Genomic DNA, 17,795 nt, shown 5'->3' with positions numbered 1-17,795 from the left:
GCGCCCGAGGCCGGGGTCGAGCTCGTCGCTACCGTCGGTCAGGACGCGTCTCCTCCGCCACGCTTCAACAGGCGGGCGACCAGCTTGTCGACCTGCGTCTCATTCCCGTGGCGCCGCATGATGATGTATTGCTGCAGGACGGATAGGAAGTTGTTCCACGCCCAGTAGATCACCAGACCGGCCGCGAACGGGGCCAGGATGAAGGTGAAGACGATCGGCAGGAAGGCGAAGATGCGCGCCTGCATCGGGTCCGGCGGCGGCGGGTTGAGCGCCTGCTGGGCCGCCATGGTCAGGCCCATGATGATCGGCCAGGCACCAATGCCCAGGACGCCGCCGATCAGCCACATGCCGGTCGGGTCGTAGGGGATGAGGCCGAACAGGTTCCACATATTCGTCGGGTCGGCGGCCGACAGGTCACGGATCCAGCCGAAGAAGGGCGCGTGGCGCATCTCGATGGCGTTGAAAAGGGTCTGGTAGAGCGCGAAGAAGATCGGGATCTGCGGCAGGATCGGCAGACAGCCGGCCAGCGGATTGATCTTCTCGGTCTTGTACAGCTCCATCAGGGCTTGCTGCTGCTTCTGCTGGTCAGCGGCATAGCGTTCCTTGATCTCGGCCATCTTCGGCTGCACCGCCTTCATCTTCGCCATCGAGGCGTAGGCGCGGTTGGCGAGCGGGAACATGACGATCTTGACCATCAGGGTCAGGGCCAGAATGGCGAGGCCGAACTGGCCGGTCAGCCCTTCCAGCATGTGCAGGAGCCAGACGAAGGGGCGGGCGAGGAACCACAGCCAGCCCCAGTTGATGGCCATGTCGAAACGCTCGATGCCAACCTCGTTCTGGACCTGCTGCAGCACGTCCAGTTCCTTGGCACCGGCAAAGATCCGGGTCGTCGAGGCCAGGCTTTCACCGGCGGGAACGGCGATCGCCTGCTCGACATAGCTGGCTTCAAACGCATCGATCTCGCCGCGCTCGATGGTGCGGAAGCGTGCGGTGAAGGCACGGTCCTGGTCGGGAATCGCTGCGGCCATCCAGTAGCGTTGCGTGATGCCGACCCAGCCGCCGATTCCATTGTCCTCGGTCTGGTTGCCATCTTCCAGCTTGCCGAAACTGCTCTGCACCAGGGCGCCGTCGACCACGGCAAGTGCGCCTTCAAAGACGGCCATGTTGCGGGTCTCGTCTTCCGGGCGGCCTTCATGGCGTACCAGGCCGTAGCGCGAGAGCTCGACTTCCTGGCCGGAATTATTGGTCACGACGTCGGTCAGGGTGAAGAGGTAATTGTCGTCGACCGAGATGACGCGTTCGAAATGCAGGCCAGACGGGCTGTCATAGGTCAGGGTGACCGGCGTGTCCGGCGTCAGTGTCGAGCCGGAGGACAGGGCCCATTCGGTCGAGCCACCCGGCAGGTCGGAAAAGCCCTGCGTGCCCGAGGTCCAGCCGTCGCGGGCGTAGAAGACATGGTCGCTGCCGATCGGGTTGAGCAAAGCGACCGGCGTATCGTCATCAATGGTCTCGCTGTGGCGGCGCAGGCGGATATCGTCGAGGCGGGCACCGGTCAGTGACAGCGAGCCGAGAACGGCCGGGGCATCGATGGTGACGCGCTGATTGCCGGCGAGGGCAGTTTCGCGGTCGACCGTCGCGGCAGCGGCCGGTTCGATCGACGAGGCCGGCAGGTCGGGGTCTGCAATTTGCTGGGCGGCTTCGATCGCGGCCTGCTCGGCGCGACGCTCTTCCTCGGCCGGTCCCATCACGAAGACCTGGAAGCCGATCAGGATCGCGCCCATCAGGCCCAGTGCGATAAACAGGTTGCGTTGGTCTTCGCCCATGAAATCAGGCCTCTTGCGCTTTGTGTTCGCGATCGCCCGGGGTCCTGCCGTCGGCCAGACTCACCAATGCGCTTTCGACATCCCCCACCAGGCGCGACCAATCCCTGTCGGGCGTTGCCGCGCGTGCGATGAATACATAGTCGTTGCCGGGCTGTCCGTGGAGGGGGAGAAGCAGCCGGGCAATCTCCCGCAGGCGCCGCTTGGCACGATTGCGGACAACGGCACCGCCGATCTTGCGGGTCGCGGTGAAACCGGCCCCGATATGCGCGTCCTGCAAACGCAAAGAGCCGTCTCGCGAGCGGGCCTGAATGACCACGCCCGATCGGACGGCTTTTTTGCCTTTTGCGACGTGCAAAAATTCGCGCCGCGTTTTCAGCCGCTTAACGGCAGGAAGCGGCGTAGGCATCGTCCTTAGGCGGACAGACGCTTGCGGCCCTTGGCCCGGCGACGAGCCAGGATTAGACGGCCGGATTTCGTCGCCATGCGCGCACGGAAGCCGTGCCGGCGCTTGCGGACGAGCTTGGACGGCTGAAATGTACGTTTCACGGTCGCGCTCCATTGGCGTTAATTCGAGAGCGGCGGCAATTACGCGCTTGAAGCGGCGGCGTCAAGGCTTCATGCCCCTCACTGAGCAGGAGAATGACATGGCAAACGCCGCAAACCAGCCGCCGCAAATCCCGCCCGGGCCGGGCTCCACGGGCCTGCGCGGGCTGCGCCGGCTCATTCTGGTCGCGCTGCTGCTTGTTATTGCGTGGCTTTTGCTGACGGGCAGGACCCCGCTCGACCTGCTGGCCTGGCTGCGCGAAAGCCGGGGGCTGACGCAGGCGGTGATCGACCGTCATTTCGCTCTGGCCCTCCTTCTTTGCACGCTCAGCTATGTCGTCCTCGCGAGTCTGGCGCTTCCCGGTGCGCTCTGGCTGACGATTGCAGCGGGATTCGTGCTCGGCCAGGCCTGGGCGATCCCGGTCTCGCTGATCGGGCTCACCCTGGGCGCAATCAATACCCTATTGTTGGTGCGCTTTCTGGCCGGTGATGCCCGCCGGGCCCGCTTGCGCCAACGGTATCGGCGCCTGGCGGCCGGTTTCGAGCGCGACCAGCTGACCTACATGATCCTGCTGCGGCTGCTCCCCTTGCCCTATTTCGGGGTCAATCTTGCCGCCGGCCTGTCGCGGGTGTCGCTGGCAGCGACTGCGCTGGGGACGATCATCGGATCCGTGCCCTCGATCATCCTCTATGCCGGTTTCGGGGCCGGTCTGGGTTCGCTGAGCGAAATGGACGCCTTGCCGGGACCTGCCGCGCTCCTGCAACCGCAAGTCTTCCTGCCGCTCTTGATGATCATTCCGCTCGCCCTGGCACCGCTTCTCTGGCGTCGCTGGCAAAGGCGGCGAAAGGCAGGCGCCTTGTCGGGCAAATCGCACTAGGCTATCGGCGTTGAACAATGCCCACTGATTTCCAACCCCCCAGCGATCCTGTTCGCCCGTCCGAAACGCCGCCCCCCGGCGTGTTCGACAATCTGCGGGCGCAGCTCCTGATGGTCACGCTTGGACTGGTCACGGCTGGCCTCGTCCTCGTCTACTTCCCGGCGGCCGCCAGTTTCAGGCTGCAATGGATGACAGACCGGGCCGAGGCGGCGCACCTGGCGGCGCTGGCAGCCGACGTCGCACCCGGCGGGGCCCTGGGTGAGGAAGAGGTCAGGGCGCTGCTGATGGGCGCTGATGCCGTCGCCGTGGCCCGTGTCCGCGACGGCATGAACGAGTTGGTCCTTTATTCCGGTCCGATCGGAGAGGGGCTTGTTGAAAGCGATTTGCGCAAGGCGACCTGGTTCACCCATATCCGCGACACGATCGAGACGCTCAATGCCTCGGACGATCGCCTGCTGCGTATCCGTGCCCACCCGATGGGCGCGCCGGACGAGCTGATCGATGTCATCGTCCGCGAAGCGCCGTTGCATACGGCCTTGCGCGAGTTTTCCGGCCGCTTGCTGATCTATGCCGGCCTGGCGGCATTCATTGTCGGCGCAGTCCTGTATTTTGCGCTCTTTTTCCTGTTCGTGAGGCCGATGCGGCGGCTGGCCGGCGCCATGACCCATTTTCGTGAGGACCCGGCCGATCCGGCGCGCATGATCACGCCCGGTGCGGGGCGCAACGAGATTGGCCAGGCCGAGCACGAACTGGCCCGCATGCAGGCCGATATCCGCCAGGCGCTTCTGCAGCGCGAGCGGCTCGCGGCACTCGGCGGAGCGGTCGCCAAGATCAATCATGACCTGCGCAATGTGCTCGCCAGCGCGCAACTCGTCTCGGACCGGCTTGCCATGGACAGCGACGACCGGGTGCGCGGCATGGGTGAGCGACTGGTGCGGGCGGTCGATCGCGGCGTCAGGCTGTGCGAGGCGACGCTCGAATTCGGCCGCGCCGAGGAAAGTGCTCCGGTGCGGCAGCCGATCGCTGCGCGGTCCCTGCTGGACGAGGTGGCCGGCGACGCCATGCTCGCCGAAGGTGATGTCAGCTGGACCAATGAGATCGGGGACGAACTCTGGCTCGACGCCGATCCGGACCAGGCGCACCGGCTTTTTCTCAATCTGTGCCGCAATGCCATCCAGGCGATGCAGGCGAATGAGGGCCCGCGTCGGCTCACCGCCCGCGCGACGCCGGTGCCGCCGATCGGTGACCGGCCCGGAGAGATCCGGATCGAGATTTCCGACACCGGTGCGGGCGTGCCGCCCAAGGCCCGGGAGCGACTTTTCCAGCCGTTCAGCGGCTCGACCCGGCGTGGCGGAAGTGGTCTGGGTCTGTCGATTGCCCGCGAACTGGCACGGGCGCATGGCGGCGATGTGGACCTGGTGGCAACCGGCGAAAGCGGGACGGTTTTCGCCGTTCGCCTGCCGGCTGCCAGCCGTCCGCTGGTCTGATCAGGGCTGGCGGGCCTGACCCTCGCGACGCGGATCCGCGCCGCCGATCAGTGTCCCGTCCTCGAGCCGGCGCACAATGTGCAGGCCGGAAATCTCGCCGCGATTGGCATCCAGCGTGAAACCGAGACCGGCCAGCCCCGAGACGATGGCCGGGTCCATTCCGTCCTCGATGCGAACAATATCGCCGCGCGCGACCACATTGGGCAATTCGATCGCCTGCTGCGGCGTCAGACCCCAGTCGAGCATGCCGATCAGCGTCTTGGCGGTATAGGCGATGATCGAGGAACCGCCAGGCGAGCCGGTCGCCAGCACGAATTCGCCATCATGGTCGAACACGATGGTCGGTGACATGGACGAGCGCGGCCGCTTGCCGCCTTCCGGTGCATTGGGCACGGGTGCGCCGTTGGCATCGGTCGGGGTGCGCGAGAAATCGGTCAGCTGATTGTTGAGGAAAAACCCGCCGGCCATGCGGTGACTGCCGAACACACTTTCCACCGTTGTCGTCATCGACACCACATCGCCATCACTGTCGACGATCACGAAATGGCTGGTTCCCGGCGAGTCGGGCGTGGCATCGGCGCCCGGCACTGCAATGCCGTCGGGAATGCCCGGTGTCGAGGTCGGCAGGGCGGTCGTGCGATCAACGCCCAGCGCGCGCTCGGCGAGATAGTCGGCGTCGAGCAGGCCCGCCACCGGCACGGTCACAAAGTCTGCGTCAGCGACATAGGCGTCGCGGTCTGAATAGGCGAGACGGCTGGCTTCGATGAAACGGCGCCATCCCTCCAGCGTGTCCGGCCCCGTGGCTGCCATGTCATAGGGTTCGAGCAGGCCGAGGATCTCGTTCACCGAAATCCCCCCTGAGGCAGGTGGTGGCGCGCCGCAAACCGTCCATTCGCGATAGTCACGGCAGATCGCGTCGCGGCGAATGGCCTGGTAGGCGGCCAGATCCGTCAGGGTCAGCCCGCCCGGGCGCGGCTCGGCCTGCACAGCGTCGACAATGGCGGCCGCGATCGGCCCCTCATACAGGGCATGCCAGTCGGCAGACAGCGCGCGTGTCGTCTCGGCATAGGCCGGATTGCGCAGCAGATGGCCGGCGGGCAGGGGCGTGCCGTCATCGGCGAAGAAATAATCGCGCGAGGCCGGCCATTCATCAAGCGGCCCGCGCGGCGCCGTCCCGGCGATGAGGCCGGCGAGACGCGGCGAGATTTCAAACCCGCTTTCGGCCAGCCCGGTGGCGGCCGCAAATCCGTCGGCCCAGTCCAGCACGCCGTGGTCGGCATGGGCCAGAGCCAGCATGGCGACCGCGCCTGGCACCCCGACCGAATGACCGGAGAAGACAGACTCGGCGAAACCGAGCGGCTGGCCGGTCTCGTCGAGGAAAAGCTCGGGGGTCGCGCTGGCCGGAGCCGTCTCGCGGCCGTCATAGACCGTCAGATCGCCGCTCTGGGCATCGTAATAGAGCAGGAAGGCGCCACCACCGAGGCCGGAGCTCTGCGGCTCGACAAGGCCCAGCACGCTCTGCACGGCAATGGCAGCATCGATGGCATCACCGCCGGCGCGCAGCGCTTCCAGCCCGGCTTCCACGGCATGGGGATTGGCCGCGGCGACCATCGCAGGGCCCGGCTGGGCCTCGGGAGCGGTCTCCCCGGCGCCGGAGCAACTGGCAAGAATGAGCCCACCGGCGAGCGCGGTGGTGGCGAACAGGAAACGCAGCATCTAACTTGCCCCTCAGCAATGTCCGGTCAGACTGGACCCACAACTCAGAGATAAGAGGCCGGTCATGTCAATGCCAGCATTCCGCAACAGCCTGACCGATATTGCCGGCCTGCGCGTCGGACAGGTTCATGACGCCTCGGTAAAGACCGGCGTGACCGTAATCCTGCCGGACCGGCGTGCTGTTTGTGCCGTCGATGTCCGTGGCGGCGGTCCGGGCACGCGTGAGACCGATGCCCTGGCCAGCCATACACTGGTTGATGCGGTCGATGCCCTCGTTCTGGCCGGTGGCTCGTCCTACGGGCTGGCGGCGGCTGATGGCGTCGCCGCTGCGCTGGGCGCGCGCGGCGACGGGTTTGCCCTGTTCGACTTGCCGGGCGTGCCGAAATCCCCGGTCGTGCCTGCCGCGATCCTCTATGATCTCGCCAATGGTGGCGACAAGGCCTGGGGGGAGGCGCCACCCTATCGCGCGCTCGGCCGGCAGGCGCTCGCCGCAGTCTCCGACACGGTCGAGCTTGGCGCTTTCGGCGCCGGTCATGGCGCGCGGGCCGGCCTGCATGCGGGCGGCACGGGCACTGCGAGCCTTGAGCTGTCCGGCGATGGCGGCCGCGTGGCGGCCCTGGTCTGCGTCAACAGTTTCGGCTCGGTCACCCTGCCCGGGGACGATGATGTCTACTGGGCGTGGCCTTACGAGATCGACAGCGAATTCGGCGGTGCCCGCCCATCCGCCGGCTGGCGCGCCGATGCGGAACACTGGGGGGCTGCCAAGATGCAGCCCGGCCCGCGCGAAAACACCACCATCGCCGTGGTCGCGACAGATGTCGCCCTGACGCCGGCCCAGGCGCAACGTCTCGCGATCATGGCGCAGGACGGGCTTGCCCGCGCCATCCGCCCGGTCCACACGCCCTTCGACGGGGATGTTGTCTTTGCCCTGTCCACCGCCGCCCGCCCGCTCGGCGAAGGCGGCGAGCTGGCGCTCGCCCGGCTCGGCTCGGCCGCTGCCGATTGCCTCGCCCGCGCCGTTGCACGAGGCGTTCACGCCGCGCGCCTGGCGGCCGGCTGAGATGCGCTGCACAAGCCGGTGCAATTGCCGCAATCGGGGACTTGCCATCCCCCAAAGCCGGGGCTAGGTTCCGCGCCTCTTCGGGGCTGAGACCTCGAAGCCATACGGCCTGCACCGGTAGCTCAGTTGGATAGAGCACTAGACTACGAATCTAGGGGTCGGGAGTTCGAATCTTCCCCGGTGCGCCATTTCCTTGATCTCGCGGCAACTCGCTTCGCTCGCGCCTCCGATGGGGCGGCCTGGCCGGCCGGCGCGCAGTCGCGCTTGCGAACCCGTTGGGTTCGAAATGGCGCCTCTAAGGTGCGCCATTTTTCCCTTGTTCCCGTTCCGCTCGACCCGAGCCGGATGCCGTCTTCGGTGCCGGGGTCGATGCTCACATGGAACGCGCTCAAGGCTTAGGGGTCCGGATCTGATCCCGCGAGGCGCGCCATTTTTCCCTTGTTCCCGTTCCGCTCGACCCGAGCCGGATGCCGTCTTCGGTGCCGGGGTCGATGCTCACATCGAACGCGCTCCAGGCTGCGGGGTGTGATCTCGACCGTTCGAGGCGGGCAATCATTCGTCGCGACTTCGCTTCTATTGTCCGGTCGGTGCGCGCGGAGCGTGGTGGAGAGAGGGGCTGACATGTCGTGCCGCCGCGCCGTCCCCGCTCGCATGCGCCGCGATGTCGTTCACCGGATTTCCGGCGGTTGCCGGTCGTGAATTGCGCGCCGCCATCACATGCCGGATTGTTCAGCCAGGACTATCGTGTGCGGCGCGGGTTGCGGTGGGGGGAACCGTGTTCACGAACAACGTTTCCGGCAAGCGCTTATAAAATATAATCTTTTGCACGAGCTTGCTGCAGGCTTGCGGCAGCAATGGGTTAATCTCCGCGGGGCGAGGCGAAAGGATGTTTCGGAACGCGCCAAAGGTTGACCGCCATGCCCTTTCGTCTCCAGGACCTCTCACTGAAAGCCCGTCTGGCCTTGCTGGCCGCCACGTCCGTGGTTCTCCTGCTCGGTTACGTCGTTGCCAACGGGTTGCTGCGACACGCCGTGTCCGGCATTGAGGATGAAGCCCGACACTCCACGTCGAGCCTGATTGCCGCGAACAAGCTGGAAAAAGACCTGACCTCCCTCTTGCGCGACACCTATCTGATGGCGGCCGAGCCGGCGCCGGACCGGATCGATGCGGCGCTGGGTAATCTTGTCGATTTCGAAATTTCGCTGGCCGAGGCCGAGCAGATTGTCGTCCTTCCCGCCTATGAAACCGCCCTGTCGGGCGTCCGGGCCGACTATGCCGGCCTGCATCAGCTGATCAGTGACACGGCCCGTGACATTGCGGGCCTGGACCGTCAGGGCGTGTCGCGCTTTGTCGACAGTCTCGCGGTTTATGACGACCGGATGGACACCGCCATCGAGACGGTGCGAGACGGTGCAAGTGCGGATCTGGACGCTGCCTGGGCGAGCCTGGACAACATGGCCCGGATCACATTCTGGGCCGGCATTGTCGCGGTGGCCGGGGCGACGATCGGCCTGTTCGGGCTGACCCGGCTCATTGGCGGCACGATTCGCGCCTCGGTGACAAAAACCCGCGATATTGTCGGTGCTCTGGCGCAAGGGCGCCGCGATCTCGACATTGACGGCATCAATCGCAGTGATGAGTTCGGCGACCTCGCCCGCGCCACTTCAACGCTTCAGGATGCTCTTCGCACCGCCGACACGATGCGTGAGCGCGAGCTGCTGGAGGCCGACGAGAAAGCGCGTCGCCATGCCGCTCGTGAGGAAGCCGTTGGCAAGTTCGAACAGGCGTCCAGCGAGCTTCTGGCCAGCGTGATGGCAGCATCACAGCACTTGTCAGCCTCGGCCAACCAGATGCAGTCGACCTCCAGCGAGGCGGCGACACTGTCGGACTCGGCGCGCGGTGCAGCCTCGAATGCAGCCTCCAGCGTGCAGGCTGTGGCAGCTGCCTCCGAAGAACTCGCGGCCTCGATCAGCGAAGTTTCGACCCAGGTGAACCGGACCAGCGAACTGTCTCAGCTCGCCGGTACCGAAACAGGCTCCAGTTCGGAAGTGATCGGACAGCTGGCCCAGGCCGCCGAAGCCATTGGCGCAATTGTCGAGATCATCGACACCATTGCCTCGCAGACCAATCTGCTGGCACTCAATGCCACGATCGAGGCGGCCCGCGCCGGTGAGGCGGGCGAGGGATTTGCGGTGGTTGCTTCCGAGGTCAAGGCGCTGGCCGAGCAGACGACGTCTGCAACCCAGCAGATCGCCGAGAAGATCAACGGCATCCAGTCGTCGGCTGAAGCCTGCACGGCTTCCTCCGCCAAGGCCCTGGAAGCGGTCGCACAACTGGGCGAGCTGGCGGTGGCTTCGGCGTCGGCCATTGAGCAGCAACGTGTAGCGACGTCGGAAATTGCACAATCGGCCCAGCGGGCCCAGGACGGCACGACGCGGGCCGCGACCGATGTCGACCAGGTCGCACAATTTACCCGACAGACCGACGAGGTCTCGCGCTCCGTATTGAGTGCATCGACTGAAAGGGCCACCCGGCACGAAGCCTGGAAAGCCGAGTTTGAAGACTTCCTGACCGCCATCCGTGCGGCTTGAGGCGGAGGATGGCCATGCAACACCTGACCCGAACAGTGCTCGCCACCCTGATTGTCAGCGCGGCAGTCATCCCGACGGCCTCCGCCACGGATGACCCGCACGGCACGATCCTGCTGGATATGCGTGCCCGATATGAAGCCGTGGAGCAGGCGGGCAAGCTGGACGCCGAAGCGGCCACGCTGCGCACGCGTCTCGGCTGGCAGTCGCCGCAATGGGCGGGCTTCACCTTTCTTGTGGAAGGCGAAAACGTCATCGCCCTGGGCTCTGACAACTACAATTCCGGTCTCAATGGCCAGACCGCCTTCGCCACGATCAAGGATGACGACATCACCGAGCTGAACCGGTTGCAGGTGAGCTATGCGGCCGGTGAACACGTGCGCATAACGGCGGGACGCCAGCTTCTGTCCTTTGACGGTAACCGTTTCATCGGCTCGCCGTCCTGGCGGCAGGACCGCAATTCCCATGACGCGCTGCGGGTCGATCTGAGCCAGGATGGCTGGCGCGCAAGCTATGTCTATCATGACCGCGTGCTGCGGGGGCCGGGCGATGATTTCGACTGGGACAGCGACAGTCACCTGCTCAATCTGGGCTATACGGTCAATGCGGCCGCCGTCCTGACTGGTTTTGCCTATTTCATTGATCTGACAGACCCGTCTGCTCCGCAGGACGTCTCGAACATGACCTGGGGCGGGCGCCTCACCGGATCGCTCCCGCTAGGCGATGCCAGCTTGCGCTATGCGGCGCTGGTGGCGCGTCAGAGTGATTACGCTTCATCGACGGCGGATTTCGATCTCGGCTTTGCCAGTTTCGATGCCAGCATTTCCGGCTCGGGCGCGACACTCATGGTCGGCTATGACGTGCTGGAGGGTGATGGCAACAACACGATCGCCACGCCCTTGGGCTCCGGCCACGGCTTTCATGGCTGGGCCGATGCGTTCAGCGGCGGCGGGGCGCAATCGACTGCGGACGGGCTTGAAGACCTGCGCTTCGGCGCCAGTTATGAAGGCGGGTTGGCGCTCGGCTTCCTGTCCGGTTGGGAGATCGGCGCCATGCACCGGGATTTCACGAGCCAGCGCAATGACGGTGATCTGGGGCGCGAATGGGATGCCTGGCTGAGCCTCGACTTGCCGGGCGATGTCGGTCTGTCCTTCCAGCTTGCCGATTACCAGTCCGGGACAAGCCCGCTTTCACCGGCCGACAGGACCAAGCAGTGGATTGTCTTGACCCATGCGCGCTGACCCGTCGTGGCAGTGCAATGAAAAAGGCCGGGCAACATGCCCGGCCTTTTTTTGTTATCGGCGCGAGTCCGGGCGTTGATCAGGCCGCTGATGCCGCTTCTCGCTGCATGCGGCCGGCAACGGCGTCGATGATCTTCCAGTCGCTCTCAGCCTCGTCGCTGGCATAGAGATGACCATCGATGAGGGCTGCCGCCGTCGTCTCGGTCGGCGTCGCCGTACCGGCCATGGTGGCAATGATCGAGGCGCTGCCGGTCAGGGCGATCACAGGCTTGCCCTTGTCAGCAAACAGCTTCGCCAGGGCGCTGGCGCTGTCGGGCTGCGTCACGGCGTCTTCGAGCAGGACCAGCGCATCATAGGCGCTCTCGTCAATTTCGGCGACGGTTTCCGCTACGGCGAAATTGATCTCCGTGCCGCCATTCTTGCCGCGCAGCAGCGCTTGCTGTCCGGATACGAGGACAAGGCGTCGATTGTGGCGGGCAAGTGCGTCGGTGGCCGTCTGCAATTGCTGCACATTGACGGTGTCGGCGACGAAAGCCGCGACGCGGGTGGGGCGGGGACCATGTTTCATCAAGCGGGTATTCTCCATTGTTGCGGGCGCAGTTCATCCGGCGCCAAGTTTTATTGCTGTAGAGGAATAATGATCATATGCGTCGAATCAAGGGCCGCATATGTCATTAAAATATATCGCTCCGGCGTCTCAAAATTATTGCACCGGAACTCTGAAATATAAAAACGCGTATTTAATTGCGTAATTCATGACTATCGAGACAAGCGCCAATCATGATTTCGGCTGTTATACATTTAATTTGTTGATTGTCTCAGCTATTTATTCGCAGCCAAACCGGCTTTCCGGGTGATGCATGACCCAAAAGTTCCGGATTTCTGCGCAGGCCGTGCCACCACCGAAAATCAATCGCGCCCGCCGGCATCCTCGAACTCGGTATCGAATTCGGAGCCGAAGCCGGCATCCGGCTCATCGGAGGCATCCTGTTCCTCGCTGGCGAGGTCTGTCAGTTCAATGACGGCTACGGAGGTGGTCGCGGTTGGCTCGAAATCGGCCTTGTCCTCGCTGCGCACCGCTGACTTGCCTGTCCGGCGGACGAGCATCAGGGCGACGAGCGTGAACAGGGCGGCGGATGCAAAGAAGAACAGGCCGGCTGGTCCGATCAGGCTCATCACGCCGCTGGCGACAAGCGGTCCGATCATGGATCCCAGTGCCCAGACCATGAGAATGCCGGACATCATGCTGGTCGCCTGCCCGTCCGGCGCCCGGTCGGCCGCGTGGGCGACGGCAACGCCGTAATAGGACAGGGCGCCGGCACCCCACAAGGCCGCGATGGCAAATATGGCCGCCTGCGGCAGGAGGCTGCTGAACAGGGCCAGGACCAGCGCCGAACTGCCGGCGGCTACGGCCAGCCCGGCGATCACGAGCCGCCGGTCGATCCGGTCCGACAGCATGCCGGCCGGCCAGGTCGCGATCACCGATCCACCAATCATGGCGGCGTTGAACAGGGCCGCCGTCTGGGTGACGCTGGCGGTCGAGAATCCCTGTATGAAAACGGCATAGAGCTGGAGCACGGCGCCGGACACCATGCCGGAGATCAGGGCGGCGATAATGGATGACGGGGCGAAGTTCCAGATTTTCAGCGGACTGAAAGGCTTGGTCGACGGCAGGGCGGGTTCGGCACGCCGCGTGGCACAGACCGGGATCAGGCTCGCGGTCAGAAGGGCGGCAACGATCAGGAAGCCGGTTGCGGTGCCGGCCGGTGCGCCGGCCACCAGGAAGGGACCAAGCATGAAGCCGAGCTTCGAGGTGACCAGGTAGAAGCCAAGAATGGCGCCGCGGCTCTGGCTCGGTGCGGCGTCTGCGATCCAGCTTTCACCGGAGGCGAGGAAGCCGGCGACACACACGCCGATGATGAATTGCACCAGCATCCACCACGCCATGGCGCCGCTGATATAGAGCGAGGCGGCGCCGAGCGAGGCTGCGGCCGCGAAGCCGGCGATCGCCCGGATATGGCCGATCTGCATGATCTCGCGCGGGGCCAGCCGGGCGCCCAGCAGGAAGCCGAGCGCGTAGGCCGACACGATGGCACCGATTTTCATCGGCGAAGCCCCTTGCGCCAGCAGCGTCAACGGACCCACGACCGACAATCCGCCCAGCGCGGCCTGCAGGATGGCAAGCGCGATAACGATCGCCGCGACATTGCGATAGCTGTCGGTTCCGGGTGCGGTTGTCGTGGGCGCTGTCATGAGGGCTCGTCGGGCGTGGCGGTGCGAAGCCCGGTCAGCCGGGCGGCGAGGGGGCAGCTTCAGGCAGAGCTGTCGGCCATGCAAGGGCCGGGGGTGTCAGACCGGCAGTTCCGTCGTGTTCTTGATCGCTTCCATGGCGAAGCTGGCGCTTACATCCGACAGCGGCGCGATCGCGATCAGCTTCTTGTAGACCTCGTCATAGGCCCGCACATCCGGCAGGCAAAGCTTGATGAGATAGTCGATATCGCCGCTCAAACGATAGAATTCCACCACTTCCGGCATCCGCGCGACCCCGTCGGCAAAGCGCTTCAGCCAGTCGGCATCATGGTGGCTGGTCCGCACCGCGATGAAGAGCGTGGCCTGCAGGTCGAGGGCTTCCGGGTCGAGCAGGGCGACATGCTTGCGGATCACGCCGGCTTCGCTGAGCCGCTTGAGACGGCGAGCGGTCGGCGTCGCACTCAGCCCGATCAGGTCCGCCAGTTCCTGCACGGTCCGGTCGGAATCCCTTTGCACCGCTCGCAGCAGGCGGCGGTCATGATCGTCAAAAACCATAATGGCACTCCAGCTTGGCAATAATCACTAGTGAGTCCGAACAGTATAGCTGAAATTTGGTGAAAATCGCCCCCGGTCAGATGTTTGTATGGCGGATCACTGTCCGGAGTTGCTCATGTCCTACCCGACCGTCGGCCCAGCCCGCCTCGACACCGTCCGACGGGGATTGATCGGTGCTGACCGGATGCTGGCCACCCCGTTCGGCACCAAGCCGTTCCTCTATGCCGACTACACGGCGTCCGGGCGGGCGCTGCAGCAGGTCGAAGCGCAGGTCGAACGGCTGATGCAGGATTATGCCAATCCCCACACCGAGGACAGTGCGACAGGACGCGCGAGCAATCGCTGGATGCGCGCCGCCGAACGCGTGATCCGTCAGGCGGTCAATGCCGCGCCGGGGGACTGTCTGTTGCCGTGTGCTGCCGGTGCGACCGGTGCCATTCACAAACTGCAGGAAATTCTCGGGCTGGCGGTCGCACCGGCCAGCCGTGCCGGGCTGGGTCTCGACGCGGGTGCCAAGGTGAAGACGGTGGTCTTCGTCGGTCCCTATGAACACCATTCCAACGAGTTGAGCTGGCGCGACAGCCTGGCCGAGGTCGTGTCGATCGGACTTGATGCGAGCGGCGGGATTGATCTTGCCGCCCTCGCCACCGCGCTCGCCGATCCGCGCTTTGATGGCTGGCGCAAGATCGGCGCCTTCTCGGCCGCCTCCAACGTTACCGGCATACGCACGGATATCGCCAGCCTGGCGCATCGCCTGCACGCAGCCGGGGCGATTCTGTGCCTCGATTGCGCGGCCAGCGCGCCCTATCAGCGCATCGACATGCATCCGGAGCTCGATCCGGAGGCGGCGATTGATGCGGTCTATTTCTCGCCCCACAAATTCGTGGGCGGACCGGGGTCTTGCGGTATCCTGGTGTTCGATGAGCGGCTCTACCGGCGTGACCTCCCGCCGACCCAGAGTGCCGGCGGGACCGTTCGCTATGTCTGGCAGGACGGGCATGACTTTCTGGAAGGCATTGAAGCGCGCGAGCGTGCCGGCACGCCGGGCTTGCCGCAACTGGTCCGGGCGGCGCTGGCGATGCAGATCCAGACCGAGATCGGCGCCGATGTGATCGCCGAGCGCGAGCATAATGCCCTGGAGCGGGCCTTCTCGCGCTGGTGCGGGCACGAGCGGATCGATGTGCTCGGCCCGCAGGTGCCAGCCCGGCGTCTCGGCATCGTCGCCTTCAACCTGCGCAAGGCCGATGGCGATATGATCGAGCCGCGCCTGGTCACGCTCCTGCTCAATGACCTGTTCGGCATCCAGTCCCGCGCCGGGTGTTCCTGTGCGGGCCCTTATGGTCACCACTTGCTGGGCATTGACGATGCCACCACGCAGGACATCCGGACCCGGGTCCTGGCCGGCGATGTCGGTGCGCGGCCGGGCTGGTGCCGGGTCAGCCTGCACTGGATCATGTCCCAGGATGAAATCGACTATCTGGTCGATGCGGTGTGCTTCCTCGCCGACAACGCAGAATTTTTCGCCGGCTTTTATGACCGCGACCCGGAGACCGGCGCCTGGCACTGGGCGGGGGACCCGGTCGATGAGGGTTCTGACTGGCCGTCGGGGCTGCTTGACGCGCGCCGGAACGGCCAGGACGCGGAGCCAGAGCCGCACCCGACCGATCCGCGTGATCGTCTTGAAGAACCTTTCCGGGTGGCTCGCGACATGGTTCGCGTGTTCAGCGAGACCGGGCTTGACCCGCGGGATGTCCAGCTGGTCGACGTTTGAACGGCGGCTGTTCCGGCGAGTCGTCCTGCCTGAATTTCAGGACGCCGCATGCATCCAGAATCTGATCGATGACGGCTCTCTCCTCCGCATTCAGCGGTGTCCGGCGCGGATAGAGGGGGGCGGCGCTGTCGCGGTCATTGACCCAGGGCGCATCCCACAGCTCGGTGGCCTGGATGAAGGCTTTCGCGCGGGCTTCGCCGCCGGTCTCGAGGCAACCGGCCAGACAGGTATCGACATAGGTCTGCGGGATGGGGTGGGCATCATCGGCACGAACCTGCTCGCGATTGACGACGATCCAGTAGCGCCCGTCCGGCAGCCTGGCGCGATCCTCGCCGGCCGGATGGACACTGGCCGGATCCACCTCGGTGAAGACATAGCCGCGCTCGCGATGCCGCAGCTCCGGCGTGATCCGGGTCGGAACCAGCGCAGCATGCAACAATTGTCCGGGAGCCTGGCGGACGCCGGCATAGGTCGCGGCTTCGTCGCCATAGCGCACGGTCCAGCCTCGTCGCCAGCCGGTCGCGACAACAGGACGAATCGCACTGACAATGCCGGAATAGGTGCGGCGGCTATAACTCGAGAGCAGGCTGCCATAGCCGATCATGTAGTCAGACACGCAAACTCCGATCCCGGTCCGCAAACGAAAACGGCGCGGATCACTCCGCGCCGTTTCATTCTGGTCGGGCTTGCGCCCGTGTCCAGCCCGTCGTCCGGTCCTAGCGGTTGCGTCGGGTCGAACGCGCCGAGGACGAAGCGGAGTAAGAGGCCCGGGCGACCGGTACTTCTTCCGAATAGGCATTGCCGTCGGCCGGCATGTCGGTGCCGTAGAGATAGGTATTGCCCTGGCTCGACGGTGCCGGCTGACGCGAGGCGACCGGCGGGATTTCCGAGCTCATCGGCGGGTTGTGACCCGGCAGGTTGATCTCTTCGCAATCCACCAGACGCCATTCCCAACGCTCTTCCGTGCGCAGCGAGTAGCGGGTGATGGTCTGCGTCTCGACCGGGACTACGTGACTGTCGACAGTGGCGTGCTGGTCGAGCACTTCGATCCGGTAGGTATCGCGCTCTTCGGCGATCGGGATCTCCTCGATGCGCGCTTCCTGGATCAGCACGTCGCGGGTGATCTGGGCATATTCAGCCGGATGGCTGACTTCGCGGATATTGGCCGGCTGCACGACAATGTTGCGGGTCACGGTCTGATATTCGCCGGCTTCTTCCACCAGGCACCAGACTTCACCGGTTTCGCTGTCGAAGCGTGTCATGGACGCGCCTGGCACATAGCCGCGACGCCAGACCATGCGGGGCTCGCGAACGAGAATCGATTCGGTGACAGTGTCGTGCACCGCCGGAACGACCTCGTATTCGACATAGGACGGGCGAATCTCGACGGTTTCGGTCACCGTCTCGTAGACCGGCTCATGCACGATGTAGCGCATGCCGGCTTCGCGCGAAATGTACTCGCGATACTCGTCGCGCAGGCGCGGCGGCGCGACACTGTAGCGCTCATAGGAGTCCTGCGTGGTAACCTGCTCGGAATAGATATCGTATTCCGGTGCAATGCGGACGCGCGCGTAACACTCGCCGGTCGCTGCCGTGGACGGCGGGTCCGGCGGGAACCATTCCTGATCGCCGGCGTGTGCGGTGGCGGCGGTGAGCAGTGCGACGGCACTGCCGCACAGGAGTTGGTGTTTCATCTTTATTCCCCCCTTGGAATCTGTTCGGAGCCACGCCTGAGGCGCGCTTCGATGACATAAGGTTAACGGAAGCGGGGAGTGTCGTTAAGAAATAATACGCGTCAGACCTCGTTTTCAACTCACGGGGGAATTGTCAGACGCCTTTTCAACTCAAGGGGTTACGCTGACACCCATCATGAACATCATGAT

The 17,795-nt window shown here is 65.0% G+C and carries 15 protein-coding genes and 1 tRNA gene; 7 read left to right on the top strand and 9 right to left on the bottom strand.

Going from position 1 to position 17,795, the window contains the following annotated elements; all coding sequences use genetic code 11:
• Positions 1 to 38 precede the first annotated feature (38 nt).
• The 3 genes from yidC to rpmH are packed head-to-tail and all read right to left on the bottom strand — an operon-like array spanning position 39 to position 2,369.
• Positions 39 to 1,823 carry a membrane protein insertase YidC gene (gene yidC, locus QZZ02_RS01670; protein ID WP_291841828.1) on the bottom strand — a complete coding sequence of 595 codons (1,785 nt, stop codon included), beginning with the start codon at positions 1,821 to 1,823 and terminating at the stop codon, positions 39 to 41.
• A 4-nt stretch (positions 1,824 to 1,827) separates the two neighbouring features.
• The gene (gene rnpA, locus QZZ02_RS01665) at positions 1,828 to 2,229 is read right to left on the bottom strand and encodes a ribonuclease P protein component (protein ID WP_291841827.1); all 402 of its coding nucleotides are present in this window, start codon (positions 2,227 to 2,229) and stop codon (positions 1,828 to 1,830) included.
• A 5-nt stretch (positions 2,230 to 2,234) separates the two neighbouring features.
• Positions 2,235 to 2,369, bottom strand: a complete 135-nt coding sequence (rpmH, locus tag QZZ02_RS01660; protein WP_291841826.1) for a 50S ribosomal protein L34 — start codon at positions 2,367 to 2,369, stop codon at positions 2,235 to 2,237.
• A 98-nt stretch (positions 2,370 to 2,467) separates the two neighbouring features.
• Between rpmH and QZZ02_RS01655 the strand changes: the two genes are divergently transcribed.
• Together QZZ02_RS01655 and QZZ02_RS01650 are read left to right on the top strand one after the other, a co-directional pair.
• Positions 2,468 to 3,244: a VTT domain-containing protein gene (locus QZZ02_RS01655; RefSeq protein WP_291841825.1), complete on the top strand. Its 777-nt coding sequence runs from the start codon at positions 2,468 to 2,470 to the stop codon at positions 3,242 to 3,244.
• Positions 3,245 to 3,261: 17 nt separating this feature from the next.
• The gene (locus tag QZZ02_RS01650) at positions 3,262 to 4,731 is read left to right on the top strand and encodes a HAMP domain-containing sensor histidine kinase (protein ID WP_291841824.1); all 1,470 of its coding nucleotides are present in this window, start codon (positions 3,262 to 3,264) and stop codon (positions 4,729 to 4,731) included.
• Here QZZ02_RS01650 and QZZ02_RS01645 read toward each other — a convergent pair whose 3' ends face one another.
• Positions 4,732 to 6,447: a gamma-glutamyltransferase family protein gene (locus QZZ02_RS01645; RefSeq protein WP_291841823.1), complete on the bottom strand. Its 1,716-nt coding sequence runs from the start codon at positions 6,445 to 6,447 to the stop codon at positions 4,732 to 4,734.
• Positions 6,448 to 6,511: 64 nt separating this feature from the next.
• Here QZZ02_RS01645 and QZZ02_RS01640 point away from each other — a divergent pair, with 64 nt between their 5' ends.
• The 4 genes from QZZ02_RS01640 to QZZ02_RS01625 all read left to right on the top strand — a co-directional run bounded on the left by QZZ02_RS01640 (position 6,512) and on the right by QZZ02_RS01625 (position 11,336).
• Positions 6,512 to 7,507 carry a P1 family peptidase gene (locus QZZ02_RS01640; RefSeq protein WP_291841822.1) on the top strand — a complete coding sequence of 332 codons (996 nt, stop codon included), beginning with the start codon at positions 6,512 to 6,514 and terminating at the stop codon, positions 7,505 to 7,507.
• A gap of 111 nt (positions 7,508 to 7,618) precedes the next feature.
• Positions 7,619 to 7,695 (top strand) — tRNA-Arg (locus QZZ02_RS01635).
• Between the two features lie 729 nt (positions 7,696 to 8,424).
• Positions 8,425 to 10,098, top strand: coding sequence for a methyl-accepting chemotaxis protein (locus tag QZZ02_RS01630; protein ID WP_291841821.1), 1,674 nt, complete (start codon positions 8,425 to 8,427; stop codon positions 10,096 to 10,098).
• 14 nt (positions 10,099 to 10,112) lie between these two features.
• Positions 10,113 to 11,336: an alginate export family protein gene (locus tag QZZ02_RS01625; RefSeq protein WP_291841820.1), complete on the top strand. Its 1,224-nt coding sequence runs from the start codon at positions 10,113 to 10,115 to the stop codon at positions 11,334 to 11,336.
• A gap of 79 nt (positions 11,337 to 11,415) precedes the next feature.
• On the opposite strand, the gene QZZ02_RS01620 is transcribed toward QZZ02_RS01625, so the two are convergent.
• From QZZ02_RS01620 to QZZ02_RS01610, 3 genes are all read right to left on the bottom strand, one after another.
• Positions 11,416 to 11,904 carry a DJ-1/PfpI family protein gene (locus QZZ02_RS01620; protein WP_291841819.1) on the bottom strand — a complete coding sequence of 163 codons (489 nt, stop codon included), beginning with the start codon at positions 11,902 to 11,904 and terminating at the stop codon, positions 11,416 to 11,418.
• 341 nt (positions 11,905 to 12,245) lie between these two features.
• Complete coding sequence (locus QZZ02_RS01615) at positions 12,246 to 13,589, bottom strand: MFS transporter (RefSeq protein WP_291841818.1); 1,344 nt, start codon at positions 13,587 to 13,589, stop codon at positions 12,246 to 12,248.
• Between the two features lie 96 nt (positions 13,590 to 13,685).
• The gene (locus QZZ02_RS01610) at positions 13,686 to 14,141 is read right to left on the bottom strand and encodes an Lrp/AsnC family transcriptional regulator (protein ID WP_291841817.1); all 456 of its coding nucleotides are present in this window, start codon (positions 14,139 to 14,141) and stop codon (positions 13,686 to 13,688) included.
• Between the two features lie 115 nt (positions 14,142 to 14,256).
• Between QZZ02_RS01610 and QZZ02_RS01605 the strand changes: the two genes are divergently transcribed.
• Positions 14,257 to 15,912, top strand: a complete 1,656-nt coding sequence (locus QZZ02_RS01605) for an aminotransferase class V-fold PLP-dependent enzyme (protein ID WP_291841816.1) — start codon at positions 14,257 to 14,259, stop codon at positions 15,910 to 15,912.
• On the opposite strand, the gene QZZ02_RS01600 is transcribed toward QZZ02_RS01605, so the two are convergent.
• On the bottom strand, positions 15,863 to 16,528 hold the full coding sequence (locus QZZ02_RS01600; protein ID WP_291841815.1) for a hypothetical protein: 666 nt from the start codon (positions 16,526 to 16,528) through the stop codon (positions 15,863 to 15,865). The two genes, QZZ02_RS01605 and QZZ02_RS01600, sit on opposite strands and share 50 nt — an antisense overlap.
• A gap of 100 nt (positions 16,529 to 16,628) precedes the next feature.
• Positions 16,629 to 17,606, bottom strand: coding sequence for a hypothetical protein (locus QZZ02_RS01595; RefSeq protein WP_291841814.1), 978 nt, complete (start codon positions 17,604 to 17,606; stop codon positions 16,629 to 16,631).
• Positions 17,607 to 17,795 lie beyond the last annotated feature (189 nt).

The organism is Maricaulis sp. (assembly GCF_015665295.1).
Classification (GTDB): Bacteria; Pseudomonadota; Alphaproteobacteria; order Caulobacterales; family Maricaulaceae; genus Maricaulis.
The sequence above is the reverse complement of the archived record's forward strand: the minus strand, read 5'-3'. Positions and strand labels throughout refer to the sequence as shown.

Excerpts from the sequence above, each read along its gene's own strand:
- QZZ02_RS01620 (WP_291841819.1), bottom strand. The coding sequence starts at position 11,904 with ATGAAACATGGTCCCCGCCCCACCCGCGTCGCGGCTTTCGTCGCCGAC.
- yidC (WP_291841828.1), bottom strand. The coding sequence starts at position 1,823 with ATGGGCGAAGACCAACGCAACCTGTTTATCGCACTGGGCCTGATGGGC.
- QZZ02_RS01645 (WP_291841823.1), bottom strand. The coding sequence starts at position 6,447 with ATGCTGCGTTTCCTGTTCGCCACCACCGCGCTCGCCGGTGGGCTCATT.
- QZZ02_RS01650 (WP_291841824.1), top strand. The coding sequence starts at position 3,262 with ATGCCCACTGATTTCCAACCCCCCAGCGATCCTGTTCGCCCGTCCGAA.
- QZZ02_RS01655 (WP_291841825.1), top strand. The coding sequence starts at position 2,468 with ATGGCAAACGCCGCAAACCAGCCGCCGCAAATCCCGCCCGGGCCGGGC.
- QZZ02_RS01605 (WP_291841816.1), top strand. The coding sequence starts at position 14,257 with ATGTCCTACCCGACCGTCGGCCCAGCCCGCCTCGACACCGTCCGACGG.
- QZZ02_RS01625 (WP_291841820.1), top strand. The coding sequence starts at position 10,113 with ATGCAACACCTGACCCGAACAGTGCTCGCCACCCTGATTGTCAGCGCG.
- QZZ02_RS01640 (WP_291841822.1), top strand. The coding sequence starts at position 6,512 with ATGTCAATGCCAGCATTCCGCAACAGCCTGACCGATATTGCCGGCCTG.
- QZZ02_RS01615 (WP_291841818.1), bottom strand. The coding sequence starts at position 13,589 with ATGACAGCGCCCACGACAACCGCACCCGGAACCGACAGCTATCGCAAT.
- QZZ02_RS01610 (WP_291841817.1), bottom strand. The coding sequence starts at position 14,141 with ATGGTTTTTGACGATCATGACCGCCGCCTGCTGCGAGCGGTGCAAAGG.
- QZZ02_RS01630 (WP_291841821.1), top strand. The coding sequence starts at position 8,425 with ATGCCCTTTCGTCTCCAGGACCTCTCACTGAAAGCCCGTCTGGCCTTG.
- QZZ02_RS01595 (WP_291841814.1), bottom strand. The coding sequence starts at position 17,606 with ATGAAACACCAACTCCTGTGCGGCAGTGCCGTCGCACTGCTCACCGCC.
- rnpA (WP_291841827.1), bottom strand. The coding sequence starts at position 2,229 with ATGCCTACGCCGCTTCCTGCCGTTAAGCGGCTGAAAACGCGGCGCGAA.